The organism is Trichocoleus sp. Lan (genome assembly GCF_039961855.1).
Classification (GTDB): domain Bacteria; phylum Cyanobacteriota; class Cyanobacteriia; order Cyanobacteriales; family FACHB-T130; genus FACHB-T130.
The window spans coordinates 15,567-36,365 of sequence record NZ_JAMPKA010000035.1 but is presented as its reverse complement, the minus strand read 5'-3'; the positions used below and the strand labels follow the sequence as shown (position 1 = coordinate 36,365).

General features: G+C 50.2%; 18 protein-coding genes and 1 CRISPR repeat array. Of the genes, 12 read left to right on the top strand and 6 right to left on the bottom strand.

Annotated features, from left to right (window positions below):
* The first annotated feature begins 15 nt into the window (after positions 1 to 15).
* Genes casA through cas2e form a run of 8 tightly spaced genes read left to right on the top strand, consistent with a single transcriptional unit; the run spans position 16 to position 5,756 of the window.
* Positions 16 to 1,557, top strand: a complete 1,542-nt coding sequence (casA, locus tag NDA03_RS23985; protein WP_348239363.1) for a type I-E CRISPR-associated protein Cse1/CasA — start codon at positions 16 to 18, stop codon at positions 1,555 to 1,557.
* Positions 1,558 to 1,578: 21 nt separating this feature from the next.
* The gene (gene casB / locus NDA03_RS23980) at positions 1,579 to 2,112 is read left to right on the top strand and encodes a type I-E CRISPR-associated protein Cse2/CasB (RefSeq protein WP_348239362.1); all 534 of its coding nucleotides are present in this window, start codon (positions 1,579 to 1,581) and stop codon (positions 2,110 to 2,112) included.
* Positions 2,113 to 2,131: 19 nt separating this feature from the next.
* Entirely contained in the window at positions 2,132 to 3,286 is a 1,155-nt protein-coding gene (gene cas7e, locus NDA03_RS23975) for a type I-E CRISPR-associated protein Cas7/Cse4/CasC (protein ID WP_348239361.1), read from the top strand.
* 2 nt (positions 3,287 to 3,288) lie between these two features.
* On the top strand, positions 3,289 to 3,939 hold the full coding sequence (gene cas5e / locus NDA03_RS23970; protein ID WP_348239360.1) for a type I-E CRISPR-associated protein Cas5/CasD: 651 nt from the start codon (positions 3,289 to 3,291) through the stop codon (positions 3,937 to 3,939).
* Positions 3,921 to 4,538, top strand: coding sequence for a type I-E CRISPR-associated protein Cas6/Cse3/CasE (gene cas6e, locus NDA03_RS23965; protein ID WP_348239359.1), 618 nt, complete (start codon positions 3,921 to 3,923; stop codon positions 4,536 to 4,538). The genes cas5e and cas6e overlap by 19 nt, the downstream gene beginning before the upstream one ends.
* Positions 4,539 to 4,562: 24 nt before the next feature.
* Positions 4,563 to 5,231: a type I-E CRISPR-associated endonuclease Cas1e gene (cas1e, locus tag NDA03_RS23960; RefSeq protein WP_348239358.1), complete on the top strand. Its 669-nt coding sequence runs from the start codon at positions 4,563 to 4,565 to the stop codon at positions 5,229 to 5,231.
* On the top strand, positions 5,212 to 5,487 hold the full coding sequence (locus tag NDA03_RS23955; protein ID WP_348239377.1) for a hypothetical protein: 276 nt from the start codon (positions 5,212 to 5,214) through the stop codon (positions 5,485 to 5,487). The genes cas1e and NDA03_RS23955 overlap by 20 nt, the downstream gene beginning before the upstream one ends.
* The gene (gene cas2e, locus NDA03_RS23950) at positions 5,484 to 5,756 is read left to right on the top strand and encodes a type I-E CRISPR-associated endoribonuclease Cas2e (protein ID WP_348239357.1); all 273 of its coding nucleotides are present in this window, start codon (positions 5,484 to 5,486) and stop codon (positions 5,754 to 5,756) included. The genes NDA03_RS23955 and cas2e overlap by 4 nt, the downstream gene beginning before the upstream one ends.
* An 18-nt stretch (positions 5,757 to 5,774) precedes the next feature.
* Positions 5,775 to 8,614: a CRISPR direct-repeat array (repeat unit 29 nt; unit sequence GTTGTCCCCACGCCTGTGGGGGTGAACCG).
* 397 nt (positions 8,615 to 9,011) lie between these two features.
* Here the strand turns inward: cas2e and NDA03_RS23945 are convergent.
* Together NDA03_RS23945 and NDA03_RS23940 are read right to left on the bottom strand one after the other, a co-directional pair.
* Positions 9,012 to 10,004, bottom strand: coding sequence for a ParB/RepB/Spo0J family partition protein (locus tag NDA03_RS23945; RefSeq protein WP_348239356.1), 993 nt, complete (start codon positions 10,002 to 10,004; stop codon positions 9,012 to 9,014).
* Positions 10,001 to 10,762 carry a ParA family protein gene (locus NDA03_RS23940; protein WP_348239355.1) on the bottom strand — a complete coding sequence of 254 codons (762 nt, stop codon included), beginning with the start codon at positions 10,760 to 10,762 and terminating at the stop codon, positions 10,001 to 10,003. Before NDA03_RS23940 ends, NDA03_RS23945 begins: the two co-directional genes overlap by 4 nt.
* Positions 10,763 to 10,984: 222 nt before the next feature.
* Here NDA03_RS23940 and NDA03_RS23935 point away from each other — a divergent pair, with 222 nt between their 5' ends.
* The gene (locus tag NDA03_RS23935; protein ID WP_348239354.1) at positions 10,985 to 11,113 is read left to right on the top strand and encodes a hypothetical protein; all 129 of its coding nucleotides are present in this window, start codon (positions 10,985 to 10,987) and stop codon (positions 11,111 to 11,113) included.
* A 27-nt stretch (positions 11,114 to 11,140) separates the two neighbouring features.
* Here the strand turns inward: NDA03_RS23935 and NDA03_RS23930 are convergent, their stop codons facing one another.
* The 3 genes from NDA03_RS23930 to NDA03_RS23920 form a co-directional block, all read right to left on the bottom strand.
* Positions 11,141 to 14,425, bottom strand: a complete 3,285-nt coding sequence (locus tag NDA03_RS23930) for a tetratricopeptide repeat protein (RefSeq protein ID WP_348239353.1) — start codon at positions 14,423 to 14,425, stop codon at positions 11,141 to 11,143.
* A gap of 21 nt (positions 14,426 to 14,446) precedes the next feature.
* Positions 14,447 to 14,818: a trypco2 family protein gene (locus NDA03_RS23925; protein ID WP_348239352.1), complete on the bottom strand. Its 372-nt coding sequence runs from the start codon at positions 14,816 to 14,818 to the stop codon at positions 14,447 to 14,449.
* Positions 14,819 to 14,970: 152 nt separating this feature from the next.
* Positions 14,971 to 15,117, bottom strand: coding sequence for a hypothetical protein (locus tag NDA03_RS23920; protein ID WP_348239351.1), 147 nt, complete (start codon positions 15,115 to 15,117; stop codon positions 14,971 to 14,973).
* A 200-nt stretch (positions 15,118 to 15,317) separates the two neighbouring features.
* Between NDA03_RS23920 and NDA03_RS23915 the strand changes: the two genes are divergently transcribed.
* From NDA03_RS23915 to NDA03_RS23905, 3 genes are all read left to right on the top strand, one after another.
* Positions 15,318 to 15,482, top strand: coding sequence for a hypothetical protein (locus NDA03_RS23915; RefSeq protein WP_348239350.1), 165 nt, complete (start codon positions 15,318 to 15,320; stop codon positions 15,480 to 15,482).
* Between the two features lie 2 nt (positions 15,483 to 15,484).
* A complete protein-coding gene (locus NDA03_RS23910) occupies positions 15,485 to 16,582 on the top strand; it encodes a hypothetical protein (RefSeq protein WP_348239349.1) in 1,098 nt (365 codons plus the stop codon).
* A 283-nt stretch (positions 16,583 to 16,865) separates the two neighbouring features.
* Positions 16,866 to 18,080, top strand: coding sequence for a J domain-containing protein (locus NDA03_RS23905; protein WP_348239348.1), 1,215 nt, complete (start codon positions 16,866 to 16,868; stop codon positions 18,078 to 18,080).
* A 587-nt stretch (positions 18,081 to 18,667) separates the two neighbouring features.
* On the opposite strand, the gene NDA03_RS23900 is transcribed toward NDA03_RS23905, so the two are convergent.
* Complete coding sequence (locus tag NDA03_RS23900; RefSeq protein WP_348239347.1) at positions 18,668 to 20,785, bottom strand: DUF4157 domain-containing protein; 2,118 nt, start codon at positions 20,783 to 20,785, stop codon at positions 18,668 to 18,670.
* Positions 20,786 to 20,799: the final 14 nt, after the last annotated feature.

Below are 20,799 nucleotides of genomic sequence, written 5' to 3'. Positions count from 1 at the left end.
TGGGGGAAGTAATAGATGACTTTCAATTTAACAGAACAGCAATGGATTCCTGTGGTGACGCAGGACTGGCAATACCAGGAAGTTTCCTTGATTGAGATGTTTGAACGGTGGCAACAGTTGCGCGAACTACAGGCAGAAAACCCTCCCACAACACTGGCGCTCTATCGTTTTTTGCTGGCGATTTTGCACCGAGCTTATCAGGGTCCGCGAACTGTTGACCACTGGGAAGAGATTTCGGAGGACAACGGTCAACAGGCGATCGCCTACCTCAAAGAGAAAGCAGAGTGCTTTGACCTGTTGCATCCTACACAGCCTTTTATGCAGGATATCGCGCTTCCTGAACAGTCAAGCATACCCATTTACAACCTTTCCTTAATGCAAGCAGATAACACTTCAACAGTGTTCTGTCACGAGCATCAGTGGACTGGGTATAGTATCTCCCTGTCACAAGCGTCCCGGTTGCTTATACGCCTACAATCCGTCGATCCAACTAGTCTTAGGGCATTTTATCCACCGCAAAGTAAAGGCAACCGCTCTGCTGCCAATACGCCCACGATCAACGCTGCCAACATAATTGTGTGTGGCTCACCCCTTAAAGAGATGCTGCTTTTTAACTTGATGCAGTATAACCCTACAGCAGAAATTCCCAGTGTAGTTTCTGGTGAGGATCTGCCGACTTGGGAAACAGGTTACACTGGACAGCCTAAAAAAGCGATTCCCAACGGTTATATCAATTATCTGACCTACCCTTGGCGCAGACTGCGTCTGTTTGCTCAAGGCGCACAAGTCAGTCAGATTGCTATCACGATGGGGCACTCTCTGCCAGATGGTGTATCTACAAGCCAGTGGGAATGTGGCATTGCCTTTCGAGAAGATAAGCCAGTCCGCCTTTCAATGGAACGGCAACTCTGGCGAGATGCTCACAGCTTTTTGCAGTCTGCGGATAAATCCAATCGTCCTCGCATCATCGATTGGTGGGAAAAACTTCGTTACGAGGAACTGGTAGAGAACACAATTCATTTGCAAATATTTGGTCTGTGTGCCGATAAAGCGAAACCATTGGGCTGGAGTGTAGAGCAGTTTTCTGCACCAGTGCAATATTTAACCGAGCGCGATTTGTGGAACGTTTTATCAATCGGCATCAAAATCGCTGAAGACCACCAACAAGCCTTCCGGTCGTTTCGAGGCAGTCCCTATTACGCATTAGCTCAAGGGTTAAACCCACCAACCACTGGAGGTGATGCTATCAGCAAACACGCTCTTTCGCTTGCTGCTGCACTCGATGGGGCTTCTCGTTATTGGGCAAAGTTAGATCGGGAATTTTATCGATTCTTAGATGAACTACCCCAAGACGCAACCACTGGAGCAGATGGCATCACTCGCTATGGCTTAAACAAATTGCCTGATTGGACAAACACCGTTCAATCTGTGGCGCAAGAAGCGTTCAAAGAATCGATCGCATCCATCCGCAACTACCAAGCACGAGCATTGGCATTACGCTCGCTCAACAGCCTGCTTCGCAAGCTCTGGGGCGAGAAATCTGGAAAAGCAGCCTAAATTCTGTACTGAGGAATATTGATGACAACATCCGCAAAATCTCCGCCATTAGAGCGTGAAACTACTTTTTTGAAAGCAATTCATCAGCAAACCAAAAACGATAACGGTGCGAAAGCTGTGCTGAAACGTGCTTTGTCTAGTGAGCGAAGGCAACCTCAGAATATTTATCCGTTAGTACTACGGCACTTGACAGGTATCCACGAGCGACAGCAAGACCTCTGGATTTTCGTAGCGTGTCTTTCTGTGTATTACCCACCCCCACAGGACATTCACCCCGCCGAAGAACAGCACAACTTTGGGCATAGCTGCAAAAGGTTAGCAAGTACCAGTAGCTCAGATGGTGCAGAACGTCGTTTTCGGACGCTGCTAGACACCTCCCTAGAAGACATTCAGATCCCATTAGCTGCATTGGTGCGGCTGATGAAAAGCAAAAAGATTCGGATTGATTATCCGCGCCTGATTGCCGATTTGTGTCAGTGGGAACACCCAGATCAGTATATCCAAGACCGATGGGCACGCGCCTTTTGGGGTGTTTCAGATGTTCAACAATCTTGATTAAAAGAGAGTAACAACCATGCAAATTGAATTCCACATTCTACAAAGTTTTCCACCTGCTAACCTGAATCGAGATGAAAATGGGATGCCCAAATCCTGTGTATTTGGCGGTCGTCCTCGTGCCAGAATTTCTAGCCAGTGCCAGAAGCGGGCAGTGCGGCAGTACTATCAGAAACACTCTGGTTTAAAACCCGAACAGTTTGCTGAACGTTCGCGTGCCTGGATGCCTGAGCTAAAAAGCTTGCTGATCGGACAAGGTATTGCTGAACCTCAAGCCGAGATTGCTGCCAAGTTATCTCTAGCAGTCCTCGGTGCAGAAATTGAAGGCGACAAGGTAGAGTCGAAAACCATCCTGTTTTTGGGTAGAACAGAGATTGAAGCGATCGCCGCCATCCTCAGCAAAAACTGGAATGCCATTGAACCAGGATTAACAGGTGACAAACCCAGTCTGCCCACTAAAGACCCCAACATTCCAAAGGTGATTGAAAAAGCCCTAGCTGAAAGTGGTAAACCTGGCGATGTTGCTCTCTTTGGTCGGATGATGGCAGCTCTGCCTACTGTAAATGTGGATGCTTCAGTACAGGTTGCTCATGCAATCAGTGTGAACGCCCTGCAACAGGAATTTGATTTTTTCACAGCTGTAGATGACCTCAGTGCCAGTGACGATCAAGGGGCAGACCACATGGGTGAAACAGGCTATAACAGTTCGACCTACTATCGCTTTGCTAATCTCGATACTGAGCAACTAGTAACCAACTTAGGAACTAGGGAAAATGCATCAGCGATCGCTAAGGCATTTTCCCTAGCGTTTGTAAAAGCTATCCCCAGTGGTTATCAGAACAGCTTTGCAGCTCATAGCTTGCCTGCTCTGGTACTGATGGTTGTTCGTCAAGGGCAGCCAGTATCTCTTGTCGATGCGTTTGAAAATCCAGTGCGTCCCTCTGGCGGCATGAGTTTGCTAGAGAAGGCAGTGAAAGAACTGGATCAGCACTGGGCAGACATGATCAAGATGTATGGCAACAGCGACGTGAACTACATCGGCATCGTAACCCGCTCCCGTTTGGCTGAACACTTCAATGCCTTGAAAAGCGATCAGGTCGCCTCGACGGATGACTTAATTTCTCAGGCGATCGCAACTGCCTTCAACGTCAAACCCATTGCAGGAGCTGCTTAGCCATGCCTACCCTGTTATTACGGATTCGCGCTCCCATGATGAGCTGGGGAGATCACAGCCGCTTCACGATTCGCGATACCCGCGCTGAACCTACTAAATCTGCCATCATCGGATTGCTCTGCGCCGCACTAGGTCGCCCTCGGTGGGAATCAGTGAACGACCTCGCTGCTCTAAAAATGGGTGTGCGGGTAGATAAGGAAGGGATAGTGCAATGTGACTATCACACTGTTATGGACAGTATCAAATCCAGCGGTGGAAAGGGCGATACGGTTGTGAGTCAACGCTATTACATTGCCGATGCTGATTATGTGGTGGGCTTAGAGGGCAACAGTCGCTCCTTCCTAGTGCAACTCGATCAGGCATTACAACAACCAAAATGGCAACTTTACTTTGGTCGCAAGAGTTTTATTCCTAGTCGTCCTATACGGATTGGTCTCCATGAAGAACCCTTACTCCGGGCACTACAACAGTATCCCTATGAAGGGAAGGGCAAAGTAGATCAGCGATTGCGCTACGTGTTGGAGGTGCCGAACAGCTTGGATGTGCGCCGGGACGTGCCAATGGATTGGCTGCATCGGCAGTTTGGCAGTCGCTGTGTCAAAACCGAATTTTATCCTATGGAGGTTTACGCCGAATGTACCTCTCCAAGTTGATATTGAATTCTCGTAATACCCAAGTCTATCGCGAGCTTGGTAATGCTCATGCTCTGCATCAACGCATTATGCAAGGATTTCCTGATGAGCAACGTAATCAACCTCGTGCCGAGTGGAATATTCTTTACCGACAGGAACCCGATAGCCAAATCGTCTTAGTTCAATCTGATATCATTCCTGATTGGAATCGACTGCCCCAAGATTATCTGGAGCATCACGATACAAAATCTTTAGGGCTGATGCTCACTCACATTAAAGCAGGGATGACGCTTCAATTTCGGTTGAAGGCAAATCCCAGCAAGCGGGAGCATGGAACGGCCAAGACTAGAGCCATCACTCATCAAACAGAGCAGGTCGCATGGTTGGAGCGACAGGCATCTCGACATAGCTTTAAGTTGCTAAATGTGGACGTGATTCCAGTACCCAATATCTACGGTCGTAAGGCGAAGACTCCTGCTTCGATCAAAATTGTTGGCGTTCTTTATCAGGGGGCGTTGCAGGTTTCTAATCCTGAATTATTTACTCAAGCCCTACGCTGCGGAATTGGTCGCGGTCGCTCCTATGGCTGCGGTTTACTATCAATTGCCAGACTGAATTAAAACTAAGGAGGTGAGGAGCGCCCTATGGCAACACTACGTACTCTTCCCAAGGTACGAGATAGCATCAGCTTCCTTTATTTTGAACACTGCCGTATTAAACAGTCCGCAAAAGGCATTGCCATTTTTCAGGAGAAAGATAAGTATGTTGTGCCTTGTGCCAGTATTTCAACACTCCTGCTAGGACCCGGAAGTTCCATCACCCATGCTGCTATCAAAACACTGACAGAGAATGCCTGCACGGTGCAGTGGGTGGGCGAAAACGCCTTACGATTCTATGCTAACGGCATCGGCAGTTCCAGCAATACAGAACGCTTGTTTCATCAAGCACAACTATGGACAAATCCCCAGCAACGGCTGGCGATCGTCAGACGGATGTACCAGTTTCGCTTTCAGGAGGAACTGCCCGATCACCTGTCGCTTCAGCAAATTCGTGGCTTAGAAGGAGTTCGCGTTCGCACTGCTTATAGTCGCATGAGTAAGGCAACGGGCGTGAAATGGAAAGGACGAAACTATAAGCAAGACGACTGGGATGAAGCTAGCCCAATTAACAAAGCCCTGTCAACAGCAAATACTTGCCTCTATGCGGTTTGTCAGGCGGCGATTATGTCGGTTGGCTATTCTCCAGCCTTGGGATTTATTCATACGGGCAAACCGTTGTCGCTCGTGTACGACATTGCCGATCTCTATAAATAAGGCAGAAACCACGATTTTTGCTGCATTTGAAGCAGTTGCGGAGTCTTCCGATGATTGGGGAAGGGCTGTCCGCAAAAAATGTAGAGAGAAATTCAGCAGCTATCGACTCATGCGGCGCATGATCACAGATATTGACCAAGTTATGGGATTTAACAACCGGGATACTGTTGAGTCTGAAGCCGTAAATTTGCTTTGGGATGACCAAATTGAGTGGGTGGAAGGTAGCAAAAATTGGTCTGAAGGTGAGCCATTATGATTGTACTGATCTTAGAAAAGGCTTCGCCGAGCTTAAGAGGAGAAGTCAGTAGATGGCTGTTTGAAGTAAAAAGTGGAGTCTTCATTGGGCGCATTTCTGCCTTAGTGCGCGAGGAGCTTTGGAAACTCATTAGTGAAAAACTAAAGCAGGGATCAGCCACACTGGTTTATCCAATTAATAATGAGCAGGGATTCGATACGCAAGTTCTAGGAAAACCATCGCGAACGCTAAAAGACATAGACGGGTTACTTCTAACAAAAGTCAAGTAAATTGGCTATTTTGGAAGTGTTGTCCCCACGCCTGTGGGGGTGAACCGCACGCCCAGCCCCGTGATGTGGCAAGGCTCAGCGTTGTCCCCACGCCTGTGGGGGTGAACCGACCCACCAGGATGTATTGGTCGGAATGAGAATCCGTTGTCCCCACGCCTGTGGGGGTGAACCGGACGTGTTTCAGCTATCGGCGCGAAAACACACACGTTGTCCCCACGCCTGTGGGGGTGAACCGTGGCATCAATCGATCGACATAGAGGACGGTGACGTTGTCCCCACGCCTGTGGGGGTGAACCGCAGGCGGGAAGTGGTTGGGCTTCGACTCTGGGGTTGTCCCCACGCCTGTGGGGGTGAACCGGACTTGTACCCGGCACAAGTCGAGTACCTACTGGTTGTCCCCACGCCTGTGGGGGTGAACCGTGCATAGGGTCGAATGACCCTAGCCAATCCCAAGTTGTCCCCACGCCTGTGGGGGTGAACCGGAGCGGAAATGCTCTGCTTGTTGCACAGCCTTAATTGTCCCCACGCCTGTGGGGGTGAACCGCCACGCTTATAAGCGAAGCTTTTGTCAGTGGGCGTTGTCCCCACGCCTGTGGGGGTGAACCGAAGATACCGATATCGGCACTGCGAACCTAGGAGCCGTTGTCCCCACGCCTGTGGGGGTGAACCGGACGCTAGCACTTTGGCAATCTTTGCAGATCCTCGTTGTCCCCACGCCTGTGGGGGTGAACCGGCTCGGAGAGGGTTTCCTCTGGCTCCAAGAGAAGTTGTCCCCACGCCTGTGGGGGTGAACCGTCATACGCTCGTTGGGACGGGTTAACACTTGCGTTGTCCCCACGCCTGTGGGGGTGAACCGTTGCACGCATCAACAACAACCCGTATGCCTTGCGTTGTCCCCACGCCTGTGGGGGTGAACCGGATTTAATCCCTTGAACGATTGAATAAATAGGCGTTGTCCCCACGCCTGTGGGGGTGAACCGTTCAAGGATGGGCGATTCAACTGGGTGACTTACGTTGTCCCCATGCCTGTGGGGGTGAACCGCTTGGTAGGCTACCTCCTCTGCGAACAACATGAGTTGTCCCCACGCCTGTGGGGTGAACCGGGAGCTGTTGGAGTTCCTGCGATCGCTCCTTCAGGTTGTCCTCACGCCTGTGGGGGTGAACCGTTAGACCTATTCTATTTTTGTTTGGGTAAGGGTAGTTGTCCCCACGCCTGTGGGGGTGAACTGAAGGAGGGTACGACGCAATCACCCTAGCGATGCGTTGTCCCCACGCCTGTGGGGGTGAACCGGGTTATCGGGTAATTAATTGTTCTTGACCCCGATAGCAACGTTGTCCCCACGCCTGTGGGGGTGAACCGTCCCAAGTGATTGGGTTTTCTTTCAAGCTCTTGAGTTGTCCCCACGCCTGTGGGGGTGAACCGGCAGTGGCAGCGATCGCGCAATCGGGGCTAGGGGTTGTCCCCACGCCTGTGGGGGTGAACCGGAGAACCGCAGCGCCCCGATTCAAATTTGCAGCTGTTGTCCCCACGCCTGTGGGGGTGAACCCGCGGTCGCCCCTGGCAACGCGCCGCAGACCAAATAGTTGTCCCCACGCCTGTGGGGGTGAACCGATCGGGCGGCGCAAGTGATCGAGCAGCAAAAATCGTTGTCCCCACGCCTGTGGGGGTGAACCGTATTTGGGGACGTTTTCTACCGTCACCCACCGAGTTGTCCCCACGCCTGTGGGGGTGAACCGTCCTCGAAGGCGATCGCGAATCCCAGGGTGCGCGAGTTGTCCCCACGCCTGTGGGGGTGAACCGTCAGAAGCGACTCAGGTAGAGTACCGCATTCAAGTTGTCCTCACGCCTGTGGGGGTGAACCGTCGATTAGTAGATGAAAAAACTCAACGCTGGACGTTGTCCCCACGCCTGTGGGGGTGAACCGAGAAAGCCCCAACTCAATGCTACCAATCCCGGCAGTTGTCCCCACGCCTGTGGGGGTGAACCGTGCCAAGTCGGTTTGGCAGTCGAGGATGAAACAGTTGTCCCCACGCCTATGGGGGTGAACCGGAGTGGGGGAAATTCGCCAAGGGGCAACCTACGTTGTCCCCACGCCTGTGGGGGTGAACCGTTCGCCTGAATGATACTGCCCGCGATGGTGCCGCATTGTCCCCACACCTGTGGGGGTGAACCGTATTCGACCTATCGCCAAGTGACCCACGTAGGTCGTTGTCCCCGCGCCTGTGGGGGTGAACCGATTGACCACACCTATGCCCGCTCAAAGGTAGGTCGTTGTCCCCACGCCTGTGTGGGTGAACCGTTCGCAAAAGGTCAACCCACGGCAGCAGAACTCGTTGTCCCCATGCCTGTGGGGGTGAACCGTACGCTCAAGCCCGTGAAACGTACTATGAAAACGTTGTCCCCACGCCTGTGGGGGTGAACCGAGCAAGATCGACAAAATACTGGATTGGCTGTCAGTTGTCCCCACGCCTGTGGGGGTGAACCAGAGCAGAAATGCTCTGCTTGTTGCACAGCCTTAGTTGTCCCCACGCCTGTGGGGGTGAACCGATGGGTGAAGGTGACTTGTGGCTAGCCAAGAAAGTTGTCCCCACGCCTGTGGTGGTGAACCGAACGACAGATGCGCTCAATCGAAAGCTATATCTCGTTGTCCCCACGCCTGTGGGAGTGAACCGTCATCCAGCGACCCGGATGCTTCTAGGTCATCGTTGTCCCCACGCCTGTGGGGGTGAACCGCAAGTTGCGGGCGACACTGCCGCAATTATTGCCGTTGTCCCCACGCCTGTGGGGGTGAACCGGGGCCGGGTGGATTCCATGAAATCAACCAGCTCGTTGTCCCCACGCCTGTGGGGGTGAACCGTTAACCGCATTGGCAATCACGGGTGTCATTGCCAAAGATTGATGCAGGGGAGGCGGCAGGAAAGAGCATTTGTTAAATAGCAACTCCACCCAAACCAGTATTTAGTCGGGCGAAGGCAGTAACCCCAAAATTCTAATGAATCCGTTCGCTCCTAGCACTGACTCCACCGAAGAGACTCCTTTTAGGCGGAGTGTAAACTTTCCTATCCGGCCATTGAGTTGAAAATCGATTAATTGGTTGCGGTCGGTTTCGCCTACTAGGTAAAAAGCAGTTAGTCCAGGTTTTTTTGAAATTATCAGTCGTTACTAATGAATCAGGAAATTTGGTAGCTTTCTTTTAGCGGAATCTAGGCTAAACACATCATCTAAAACAAGCTCTCTTCCGAGGATTAGACTTCTCAACCCTCAATTGAAAGGAGTACCTCTATTTGTGCTAATAAGGACTCTAATTTTTTACGCTTTTTGGGGTCGTTCAACGCTTTAGATTTTTTAGCAATTTTAGAAGCGGTTGTCATCCGCACCGCAATTGATTCAGCTAAATCCTGTTCGGGGGATTGTTTCTGCTCTTTGACTCGCTCTCTAATTTGAGCCAAGGATAAATCTAAAGTAATCGCTGTCTCTAATAGCTGCTGCCGTAACACTTCATCTTTGAGTACAGCGATGGCTTTCGCTTTGGTATATTCAATTCGCCCTTGGCGCAGAGCCAATAAAATATCGTTGGGAAGCTTGAGCAGAGCCAGACGATTAGTTACAAAGGAGGTCCATGTCATCTGACCTATTTCATCAAACACCGCTTGCACTGCTGAGAATTCTGGTTGGTTAATAACGTTATTAACTCCATTCATCGCCCACTTGTGCATCCGGTAAAGTAAGGCAATTGCTTCTTCTGTGGTGCATGATAACTTCAGCGCCAGCAGTTGTAAGATTCCTTCGGTTTCTTCAACCGGATTTAAGTCTTCTCGTTGCAGATTCTCAACGAGGGCAAACTGTCCTGCCTCAAGGTCAGTCATCTCTCGTACAAGCACGGGCACGTCAGATAGCCCGATTGTCTGTGCTGCTCTGTACCGACGCTCTCCTGCGACTAATTCATAGCGCTCGCTTTCTAGGGGTCGTACTAATAGCGGTTGCAAGATGCCATCTTTTTTAATTGATTCCACCAACTGTTGCATCTTATCTGGAGCAAACCATTTTCTTGGCTGAGATGAGGGCAGAGAAATTTGCTCAATGGGGACTTTGTTAGCAGTGGCTTGATTTAATTCTTCTTGCGCTTCTAGCTGGCTAAACACTCCTATCGGTTTGACCGCCTCCGTGTTTCTAAGCTTGAGCCGGTCATTATCGGATTTAGCTCGTTGAGTCTTAGTGGTTCTAGTCGTGGATTGGCGGGGAGTCATAACTGTTCCATTGCTTCTGCTAATTTGTCGAATAGCTCAAGAATGTGCTGATTTTTGGAGCGCCCCGAACACAAGCCTAAAGGTAAACCCTGTTTTGAGGCAACGGCAAGGGAAGTGGCTGTCGGTATTGGAGGGAACACTGGCGCTAGAGGTGACAACTGCTCTCTAATTGCTTCTAAGACTTGCTGATCCAGTGTGTTTCTAGATGAATACTTAGTGGGCACAAACCCAGCAATTTTCAAGGACTTGTTCATCTTTTGGACTTTACTAATCGTCTTGAGCAAGCTGTCTGTGCCTTTAAAAGCTTTGTACTGGGTTTCGATTGGAACTAAGACGTGTGTTGAAGCAACCAGGGCAATTAGGCTTAGCAGCCCCAAACTAGGTGGGCAATCAATCAAGATAAAATCATATTTCTTTCTGACCGGAGCTAGCACCTGTTTGAGTTTGAGTTCTCGCTGAAGAGCGAACATTAGTTCCTGCTCGCAGTCAGCTAATAGGATATTACTTGGTGTTAAGTCTAAACCTCCCTCTAACCCCTCTTCTATCGGCAACGGTTCATCTTTAGATAAGGCGCTATGAATGGTTTTGTCTCGTTCTGCTGGTTCCAAACCCATAAACATTGTTAGGGAGGCTTGAGGGTCAAGGTCAACCAGCAGCACCCGATTCCCTCTATCGGCTAAATGAAAGCCGAGGTTGTGAGCTAGGGTTGTTTTGGCTACTCCACCTGCCTGGTTAAAACTTGAAATTATTTTGGTCACTTGGCACCTCCCTACTTTTAGCCTACAGGATTCAATTCTCCTGCCATCCCAGAAAACTTGAGATTACAATCGTTCAGTTTTTCCTGAACAGGAAATCAGAAGTACCACTTTGCTTCGAGCGTTCCTGCTGGCAGAATGCTGAGGTAGCGATCGCCTATTGCCAAGCCTAAAAGGAATTTTGATGTTCCAATAGGCGATCGTGCTGAAATTGTCCAGGAACTGGTGCATCTTTTGGTTCCCAATCACAAAAAGGTATTCAAAAGCTTTTTGTACACCTATCTGCCTGATTGGGAGGAACCAGAGCAGCAGTTGCAGAGCAATTATGGAAAAACTATAACCATTAATGGCTAAGACTGATTAGATTCAACTAATAACCTTTCAGGACATGGTGCGATCACGTAAGGATTGCAGATTCTCGCGGAAAATAAATGTGTTGGGATGATTGACTCCTAGTTGTCGTTCAGCAATTTCTATAGCTTGCAGACACAACGGCTCGGCTTCGGCGTACCTTCCTTGAGAATAATAGAGTTTTCCTAAATTGTTCAGGCTGGCGGCGACATCGGGATGCTCTTCTCCCAGCAGACGTTTTCTCAACTTTAAAGCTTGCAGATACAATGGCTCGGCTTCGGCATACCTTCCTTGAGAATTGTAGAGATAAGCTAGATCGTTCAGGCTGGTGGCAACATGGGGATGCTCAGTTCCCAGCAGGTGTTTTCTCAACTCTAAAGCTTGCAGATACAACGGCTCGGCTTCGGCGTACCTTCCTTGAGACGAGTAGAGATAAGCCAGATTGTTCAGGCTTAAGGCGACATGGGGATGCTCCTCTCCCAACCGGCGTTTGCACAGTTCTAAACTTTGCAGATACAACGGCTCGGCTTCGGTATACCTTCCTTGAGACGAGTAGAGATAAGCCAGATTGTTCAGGCTTAAGGCGACATGGAGATGCTCAGTTCCCAGCAGGTGTTTTCTCAACTCTAAAGCTTGCACATACAACGGCTCGGCTTCGGCGTACCTTCCTTGAGACGAGTAGAGTCCTGCTAGTTTGTTCAGGCTTAAGGCGACATTAGGGTGTTCTTCGCTCAAGCGTCCTCTCGCTGTTATCAAACATTGCTCGTACCAAGGTTCTGCCTGGCTGTAGGCTCCTTGACCTTCGTAAAACCACCCTAAGCCACAAAACGGCCAAACAAAGTCTTGATCACTTAACCAGTTCGTCTGGTATTCTGCGGTTTCGGCAAGGTGGGGGATAGCGGATGCGGCGGTGATGATATCCTGTTGCGTCGGGGTATCGGGAATTTGCTGCGCGGCTGCTGCCATCGCCTTACAGAACCTTCGTTTGAGTTCGTCTGTCTCAGCTAATTGTTCCAGCTTACTCCTCAAGAATTCTCGAATCAGCTGATGCAGCTGATAACTCCCCTGAGCGCGACGCTCCAGTAGACTCAGATTCAACAGTTCTTCATCTCTAGCATCCTCTAACACTTCCGAATCTTGTTCGGGCAAACTTTGCTCCACCAACAACCAAGGAATGGGCGCAAGCGCAAACAAACTCAGCAGACACGCTAATTGCTGAGCTAACTTATCGAGTTCTTGCCAACTCAATTCAAAGGCAGCAGCCACTCCCAACTGTGCTGTCATATCCTCAGAGCGTTGTTGCAGCGAACGATGCTCTAATCCCAATCGCTGACGCATTTGAGCAATGGATAAATCTGGCTTACGCTTCAAATATCGCCCCACCAGCTCCAACCCCAAGGGTAAATATCCCAACTCCTCACACAGTTGTTTAGCTTGGTCGAGTTCCCTATGGATGCGCTCCTCGCCTACAAATGACACCAAAAGCTTTATCGCCGCATCTTGCGAAAGCACCTCCAAGCGTAGCAGTTCAAAGGATTCCCCTAACCCTTGTCGTCGGGTTGTAATCAGTACTTTGAACCGGGGTTCGGCTGGGGGCAAATAGGGCTTGATTTTTTCATAACTCCTGACATCATCCAATACCAGCAGCACCTCACCCCCTCGCCAATGCCGCCAGCAGTAAGCCACTTGTTCTAGTAAATCCAACCCATCTGGTATCTGCAAATCTAACTGAACCCTGGCAAAGCTGATAATTTGAGTTCCTATATCTGCTTCTGCCGCCTGCAACCAGCACAATCCTCCTGGGTAAGTCCCCTGCTGCTGATGAGACAGGGCATATTGCAGCGCTAATTCCGTTTTGCCAACGCCCCCCATTCCAGCAATGGCACAAATAGCAACTCGTTCCTTCTGCTGCAACTGTTCGTGTAGCGTTTTGAAGGCTTCATCCCGCCCAACGAATTGAATCACACCACTGCGCGGTAGATTCGAGGGAATCTCTTCTGGACGAATACCAGCAACGGTAGGGGTAGCAAACAGTTGACCGCCCTGATTATCTCGCCAGCGCAGGTAGAGGACTGGACGATACCACTGGTTGCCGTCAGCCCCCATCGCCTCTCGTCCCTGGTTGACAGCGACACTCAGAGAATCTTTCTGCCCCAAAGACCGATAAAATTGTTCGGCGAACTGAGTCGCTGCCTCGACACTGACCGAGTATTGCATCGCCACCACTGCCGGGACTCGATGACCAATTAAGTTTTGCGCCGTGCCATTAAATACTGATTCTCCAGCAACTGCCATCCCCGATTGACAGGCACTCAGCACCACCAAAGCCACCCCACCCGTTTGATGAGTACCGTCGCTCAAACGGGTCTGATGTAGCAGCGTTCCCAATTCTTGGGCACTGATATAATCCGCTTCACCCTCCTCATCCTCAAACACCAGATATCCTTGAGGCTCAGGCAATGGAGCAAGACAAGCTTCTTTTTTACAGCGTTCGAGCTTGATTCCCTTATACATAGCACCGCACTGCTGACAGCGCTTGCCAAACAAACCATGTCCATCAAAATGCAGAACGTGAGGCGCTTCCTTGTCTCGGTTTTCGGTGAGATAAGTTCTCAGTTCATTGAAGGTGGAATACTCCAATTCCCTTAGACAAATATGTCCGGCATCGCTTGCCTTCTCCAGTCCTTTCCGAATGGCTTGTTGTTCCTGTTGAGAGAGTCGTTTGAGTCCCAGTTGTGAGTCAAACGCTGCCGATGACACCAACAGCACATTCACCTGTTCGACTGGCGGTAAGGAAGGCGGCGCAGTATCGTGAGCAATGTATCGCGAAAAACCGAGCTGGTGATGGAGTAAAAATCGCTGCCCATCATGCAGCAGTTCCCAAGGGTAATCGGATAGGCGGGAGCGCTGTACGGCATCCGCTTCTAACTTTAACTGCACGAGCAGTTGGGTGTTTTTTTCTTCCGCTTGACGCAGTGAGGAATGTAACGCTCTCTCGACTCTAGAACCGGGAGGAAACAGGGCGTGATAAAGTGCTTTACCAATTTTGGCTTGAAAATTAGGATGGAAGGTTGTCCGGTCAGCCGCCAAAATCTCAGCCGTAACCATCCATTCCTGCTCACCCTCTCCCAGAAAGCTCTCCGAACGGAAGCTGGGACTTTCCAACGTTTTGATGAGAGTGATTCGCCAATCTTGAGAACCGTCACAGAAGGGCAGCGATGACTCCGTTTCCCCCTCACCCGCTGGCGATTGAGTGATGATGACCTTGAACAGAGTCGCATCAATCGGTGAAAGGTATAACTCAAATAGTTCCATTAATCTGCTGGCTTACGGTGTTTAGAACTGCTCGTTTAAGTTCTCGCCGCTACCGCCTTTAAAAATTCCTTCAATATGGTCATCCACCAGTTCGTTCAAGCGTTCCGGATGACGTTTTTTGTACAGACCCAAAAGAGTTTCTTTGTTAACAATCGGGGAAAGTTTAACCTTCACTTTCTGTACATCATCCCGGCTGCCTCCCCCACCTAGCTCTAGGACGTAGATTTTTATTCCTCCCTTGGCTTCCTTCTTTACCGTTACTTGGAGTTCGAGTTCCACCTCATCCACGCTCAACAGGGGGATGTCCGTCTCACCTTTACTGGAGGGAGTGAGTAGTTCCTGCTTCACCTGCTCAATCAGTTCCGCCAGCCCGATGCTATTTTCCTCTGCCACGCTGCAATTACTCCTGTATTGGTTGGTTAATTCTCTAAATACTGAATTTCTGGAGCCTTTAAGAGACTTGACTCGTGTTCTCTAGTTCTTTTATAGCCCAATCAAATAAAGAGCGCCTTCGTCAGCTAAAGCACAAGTCTAGAGTCTGTGTGTCATTCATCTGCTTCAATGTCGTAATTCGCAAACAGAGCAGAAACAGTTATGTCCACCGCTTTGACTAACTTTTCCATAGTCTCTAGTGAAAGGTTCAGTTTCCCCCTCCCAATATTGAAAATATAGGTACGCTGAAGCTTAGCCATTCGGCTAGCTCCTCTTGAGGATAGGTTCGCACTATTAGTGCTGCTGGGTTAAACCGTCCCCATCACTCAAGACTCCCAATTGTCACAAGCGCGCTCGTGAGCATCTGCTACCGCAGAAAGTTGAGGCGAGCGGAAAGCAACACGAGGGATTGGGCGACATGGCTATCGGGATGCTACCCTAATTTTGCTTGCCTATCAGCATGGTTGACGAGTTTCTCTCGTTAGTGGCGTTGCACTGGGAGCCAGTCGATTTCAACGGTGGCACGCTCTACACCAATCGTTTGAAGCCGAGTATGAGTTCGATTCATCCGTTCCGGGGTACTGAGTTACCCTCTCTACGACAGCTGCGAGTTTCATCTGAGTGAATATGACCAAAAAACGTCCACAGAAGAAGAAGACAGCCCCTACCGATGAATTAAATATTCTGGCGGTTCAGCCATCTTCTCAAAAAGTAGAGCCAGCGGATGTACAACAATCTGCGGATAAGATTGAAAATCCTGTTGATGATGCCGCATCAACCCCTGTGCCAGTGGAGCCTCAGACTGTTGAACCAACAGAGCCTTCCCTTGACACCTCATCAATTCCTGTAACTTTCGACTCTCCCCCAACGTCGGAGCCAGCTCCGGAACCAAGCGATTCTATAGCCTCTTCTGATGATGAGCCGCCAGCTTTCTTCCAGGCTGTGGGCATTCTCATAGGTGATGTCACTTTCGATGCGGAAAAAACTTTTGTGAGTGTCGGGGGAAAAACCTATCCACTCTATTATTCGGGTTCCCACAAGCGGGCTGATGTGGCCCTCAAAAAAGAGATTGAGACCACTGGAATACGAGAGCAGAAGTTAATTGTCTATCCCAAAATCACTCACTATCCTGGCGGTCAACAGCCTTACTCTGTCGGGTTCCAACTGGTTGCTTTTGTGAAGCCCGAAGCTTCCCAGGCGGGTGTTTCCCATGAACTGCAAGATTTGGAGTTCAGAATCTGCGGTTTATGGCAGTTCATTCCCGTTTGTCGAATCCCATGCATTTCCGTGTTTAAGAACTTCAATCAGCAACGCCTTGAGTTCATTAAATCGGCACAGTTGGACAAAAAAGTGAATTTCATGAAGGCTTCTCACATTCCGGTCCTCTGGCGAGATGCCCTTGTGCCTCCATTCCGTTTCAACCCCAAGCTGGAGAAAGAAGCTCAGGGTAAAGCGTTCTTTGTCCAGCTCAAGGCTCGGTTCAATAGTGAACGAAATACTTTTGAATTTGTTTCCCTTTTAGCAATCCCTAGCTCTGATGCTCCTAACTACCTCAAAGCGGGTAAGAAGGATAAGCTTGAGGTTGCCAAGACAAGGCTGGCGGCTTCAAAAGCTCGTCAGCGCGATGAGGCGCGTGTTTCCCATAACGATGCTGCCTACCCTCCCCGTATAACTACCTCCGCCCCAAAGCCCAAGCGAAAACCCAAAGTGGTTGCAGAGCAGTAATTAGTGTTTTACGTAACCATCTCATTTGACCTGCCTTCAATGCAGGTTGCGGGGGGTCTACTCAGATGAATGGAGTTTTTGGAAGTGTACACCCAACCCTCTCAACACTTTCCCAGAGAAGTCAATCAGATTCTTTTTCACCAAGAAACCTGTAACGGGTATAAAGCTTTTGATTTACGAGGTTTTCTACCCAGTCTGGGGCGCTTACGAAGGAGAGCGGATTCTTTTTCACCAAGAAACCTGTAACGGGTATAATTTATACACAAATAAGCTTTCACCCACAATGAGTAAACCCACTGGCGGCAGGACGAGAAAAGAGGATTACACCACCTCCGTGATGCGGGTGCCAGACCCAGTGAAGCCGAAAGTCATTGAACTCATCGAAAAATTTCATCAAGACAGACAGCCGAATCAACCTGTAACAAGTCATTCCCAGTATTGGCAGATTCGGGCTTCTTTAATTCCTGAGCTGCTGGATTTTGGCGGGAACGAACCCATTTTGGTGACCGAGTGCAGCATTACTAATGCCGACTGGTGGAACCAAGATGGCACACAACACTGGGAAAAATGCTGGTGCGAAAACTTAAAACGCTTTAATGACTTAGCAGATCGAGTGAATGAATGTCTGCGGCAAGTTGACAATAGTTGGACGCTGGCATTCCCAGACGACAATGAGAAAGCCGTTAAGAAGTTATGCGAATACCGCTTAATCTATCTAGATCAACCTACGACTGCTGCCACACCCCTAGAAGCTGTGCAATGGGCGTTGACATCTAATTATTTTGGCTCTGGGTTGAAGGAGAAGATTGTCGATGCTTTTAGACAAAAGCAATGGGGAATTTTAAAAGCTTTAGAGGTGGGGGTTCACCCGCCGGTGAATCGGCGGGAATATTGGCATAAAAACTACACCGAACAACTGGGCAAACCTAACGTGAATTACTGGCAGTGGCGGCAGAACCCAGAATCACGAGAAATTGCCAAAGAACTGACTCAGCTTCTCAAACTGCCAGAACCTTCCTCTGATACGCGGCGAGTGCTTGAGTGTTTGGCAGAAGGGAAAGATCCCTTCTACGATCCCAAGCCAAATGGAGGGGAAATCTATCTCGGCTTTAATACATTTCTGAGCAAAGGCGCGCTTGCTGGCTACGACCCCAAGGTGAAGCAACGTTGTCGTGACGCCTTTAGAAATTGGCATCAAACAGTTCTTGCCGACTTGGGACAGGATACTTTAGAAGGAATTTACCGACTCTGCTACGGCTGCGACTGGATGCTGATTGAATCCATCTTGGCTCCACCGTTTGTCGGGGCATGGTGGGACGTTTTACAGGTATCGCCCAACGCCACTCCAGAAGAAGTCAAAAGCGCGTACCGGGCCGCGGCTAAGGTTTGGCATACGGATGTCAACAACAGTCCCATCGCTCTTGCTCGGATAACTGCACTCAATAAAGCCTACGAAGAGGCGAAAGCAAGTTTTACCAACTACAAGTATCGAGTCTAGCGATCGCCTGCTCGTCTCATCCTCCCCCAGTCCTGATGGTCTGGGTTGAATTTTCTGTGCTAGTGCAACATCGCCTTTGTATAGCAATGGAGAAATTTTGGTCGCTAAGGCTGAGATGCTCACAGGCTAAAGCTCCTGGGGATTATTTTGATTGGACGCTTGATGGTTTGAACTGTCCCAATCTTGCCTGTAAATGGGACAGTCAATCTTGAAAATCCTTGATTTTACGTTGATATAGCTTGCCTATTGCTATCAGCCCAAGCCTCGAAAATGGGACAGTTGTCCTTAGCGACCATTTTTTCTCCGCTGCTATACAAAGGCGGATCATCATTCCTCCCGCGAGTCTTGCCCAGCTAAAGCCAAGCGAGGCCAAGGAGGAGGCTAAAAACCTTCCCAGCCTTACCGAAACCCAGGAAGAAGACGAAGCAGCCATAATTTTGAGGCTAGACAAACCCTGTTGTATTAGATGCGGCGAATCCGAAGAAATTAAGGTTCACAAGGCTCTTGAAAGAAAATCGGGTGGATACTCTCAGAGATGGCAGTGCAAGAAGTGCAAAAAGACATGGGTAAGGAAGGCGGCGATCGCACTACTGGCGTACCACGATCGTCACGGCGTTCTTGACTGGCGCTAGGCCTGCTGCTACTGCACCTGCCGTCCATGCATGGTGCCATGTCTGGTTTGGTAGGGTTGGCGGTCCGTACATCTGGAAGTAGTAGTCCGGTCCGCCTCTCATGCTTCCAAGCTCGTGGCTGCGGGCGTAGTTCTCTAGCGTCACACGGTTGCCAGCGCTCATGGCAACGACCGCCCCAATATGCTGTCCCCACCCGGTTCGCCCGGTCGCACCTCCCGGCACCATAGGGGGGGTTGTTAGGGCAGATATGGTTGCACCAGTGGGATCTGCCTCCCAGTCTGGGCCTGGACCATGCACAAAATTAGTCGGCAACCCGAGTTGGGCTGACTCGTAAGCCTCTCCGACTCCAGGTTGGGCATGGACGTTGACCCCTAGTGCCTGGGCGATCTGCGCTGCCAAGGCAGGTTGGTCACGCTGTAGAAGAGCGTACTGCCTCGCAAGATCTTGCATTCCGGAACCGCCACTGAGGGTTTTCTGGAACTTTTCCAATGCCATACGGGTCGCCCTGTCGTCTGATCCTTCCATCCACAACTCCCACCAGGCGGTAGGCCATGCTTTACTGAGCCAGCTGCTTGCCGCCGCCCATTCCAGCATCGCCGCTGCCGTACGGTACTCCCCATAGTCGCGGCTTGTGTCACCCCCGTAAGCGATCACCATCTCCCGATTCATCCCTCGTGGGGGCTGACCGATGATAGCAGTGGCAACCATGATGCAATCCTGATCGACGTCTAGTCCTATCCCCTGTTCTGACGGTGTGTGCACAGCACCAACCGGATTGACTACCCTAGCCAGCACCCTGTCGAGGTTGTGGGGTCCCTGTCCCGGTATTGTGACGGTGATCGCATTTGCTCTATCTGCATACAACTCGTATTTAGACTGTGCAAGAAGGGGGTTGCTCGCCTGCCAGACGGCCTGCTCTGCATAAAATACCTTCGGCTGGCGAGCCGACAGATCGGAATCCTCAATGGCCATCCTGCCGTCCTCCGACACCCGAAGTTGCAACGGTGCGCCGACAACAAGAACCTGACCTACCTGACCTACCCCTAATGGTTGTTGAGCCTCAAACTCTGCTGGTACTATCCCGGGTAAACCTGGCATGGCGTTCACCACTACCGAATTCACCGTGTTCACCTGCACGTACCTCTGAATGGTCGAGGCATACTGTGCGGGTGAAACATTGGGTTTCAGGAGTCCACAATCTGACTCTGCCGTTGCCCGTTTGCCAATGCTGCGCCTCACCGTCCCCCCATTCTGCTGCACCACATGAGTTAACTCATGAGCAATCAACTCCTGTCCCTCCCTGCTCCCCGGCTCATACGCCCCTTGCCGAAAAAACACATCCTGCCCCGTTGTAAATGCTTTTGCCTGAATCGATTGATTTAACTGGTCTGATTGGGCATCCGTATGAATCTTTACCTCACTGAAGTCAGCGCCAAACGCCTGCTCCATCGGTTGGCGGATACTCTGCGCGAGTGGCTGTCCGCTTCCTCTTGCCTGTTGGATGGTTGCTTCTAAGTCAGGCGTGGCATCCATGCTGTCGCCATCAGACTTACGCTGCACCATCGGCTTCATCTGGAGTTCTTTGTCCTCTTCTGGCATCACTTCGCGTTGGAGGACGGATACATCCAACTTTCTCATCAATCTATTTTCACGATTCGGTATTTCCTGTTGATGAGTCAAGTTGGAGTTTTGCACAGTACCAGCTTTCATTCGTTGCACGAACTCGCTTTCGGGTTGGCTAAAATCCCTTCCATAACTAGGTACTGGCGCATGAAGCCGCTGCACTACTTCTGCTGCTGTCTTATCAGCTTCCTGCTCGTACTTATCTCCAGGCGCTCCAATGGTAAGTTTTGGTTGAATCCTTGATGGCGTTGGGCTGCCAGGGTTTTGTATCGAAATATTGGCGAAATCGTGACCGAAGCGCTGGGCACTTTCCAGTTGTGCCTGTAGGTCTGGCGTTTCTTGATCTTGGGGTTTCGCTTGTACTGCAAAGGGTCGCGACTGAAACTGACTCTTAACTTGCGCTGAGGAATTTTTCGGCTCTTTTTTCGGGTCGTGCAAGCGCATTTTCATAGTCTGCTCCAGCT

Excerpts from the sequence above, each read along its gene's own strand:
- casA (WP_348239363.1), top strand. The coding sequence starts at position 16 with ATGACTTTCAATTTAACAGAACAGCAATGGATTCCTGTGGTGACGCAG.
- casB (WP_348239362.1), top strand. The coding sequence starts at position 1,579 with ATGACAACATCCGCAAAATCTCCGCCATTAGAGCGTGAAACTACTTTT.
- cas7e (WP_348239361.1), top strand. The coding sequence starts at position 2,132 with ATGCAAATTGAATTCCACATTCTACAAAGTTTTCCACCTGCTAACCTG.
- cas5e (WP_348239360.1), top strand. The coding sequence starts at position 3,289 with ATGCCTACCCTGTTATTACGGATTCGCGCTCCCATGATGAGCTGGGGA.
- cas6e (WP_348239359.1), top strand. The coding sequence starts at position 3,921 with ATGTACCTCTCCAAGTTGATATTGAATTCTCGTAATACCCAAGTCTAT.
- cas1e (WP_348239358.1), top strand. The coding sequence starts at position 4,563 with ATGGCAACACTACGTACTCTTCCCAAGGTACGAGATAGCATCAGCTTC.
- cas2e (WP_348239357.1), top strand. The coding sequence starts at position 5,484 with ATGATTGTACTGATCTTAGAAAAGGCTTCGCCGAGCTTAAGAGGAGAA.
- NDA03_RS23945 (WP_348239356.1), bottom strand. The coding sequence starts at position 10,004 with ATGACTCCCCGCCAATCCACGACTAGAACCACTAAGACTCAACGAGCT.
- NDA03_RS23930 (WP_348239353.1), bottom strand. The coding sequence starts at position 14,425 with ATGGAACTATTTGAGTTATACCTTTCACCGATTGATGCGACTCTGTTC.
- NDA03_RS23920 (WP_348239351.1), bottom strand. The coding sequence starts at position 15,117 with ATGGCTAAGCTTCAGCGTACCTATATTTTCAATATTGGGAGGGGGAAA.
- NDA03_RS23915 (WP_348239350.1), top strand. The coding sequence starts at position 15,318 with ATGGTTGACGAGTTTCTCTCGTTAGTGGCGTTGCACTGGGAGCCAGTC.
- NDA03_RS23910 (WP_348239349.1), top strand. The coding sequence starts at position 15,485 with ATGACCAAAAAACGTCCACAGAAGAAGAAGACAGCCCCTACCGATGAA.
- NDA03_RS23905 (WP_348239348.1), top strand. The coding sequence starts at position 16,866 with ATGAGTAAACCCACTGGCGGCAGGACGAGAAAAGAGGATTACACCACC.
- NDA03_RS23900 (WP_348239347.1), bottom strand. The coding sequence starts at position 20,785 with ATGAAAATGCGCTTGCACGACCCGAAAAAAGAGCCGAAAAATTCCTCA.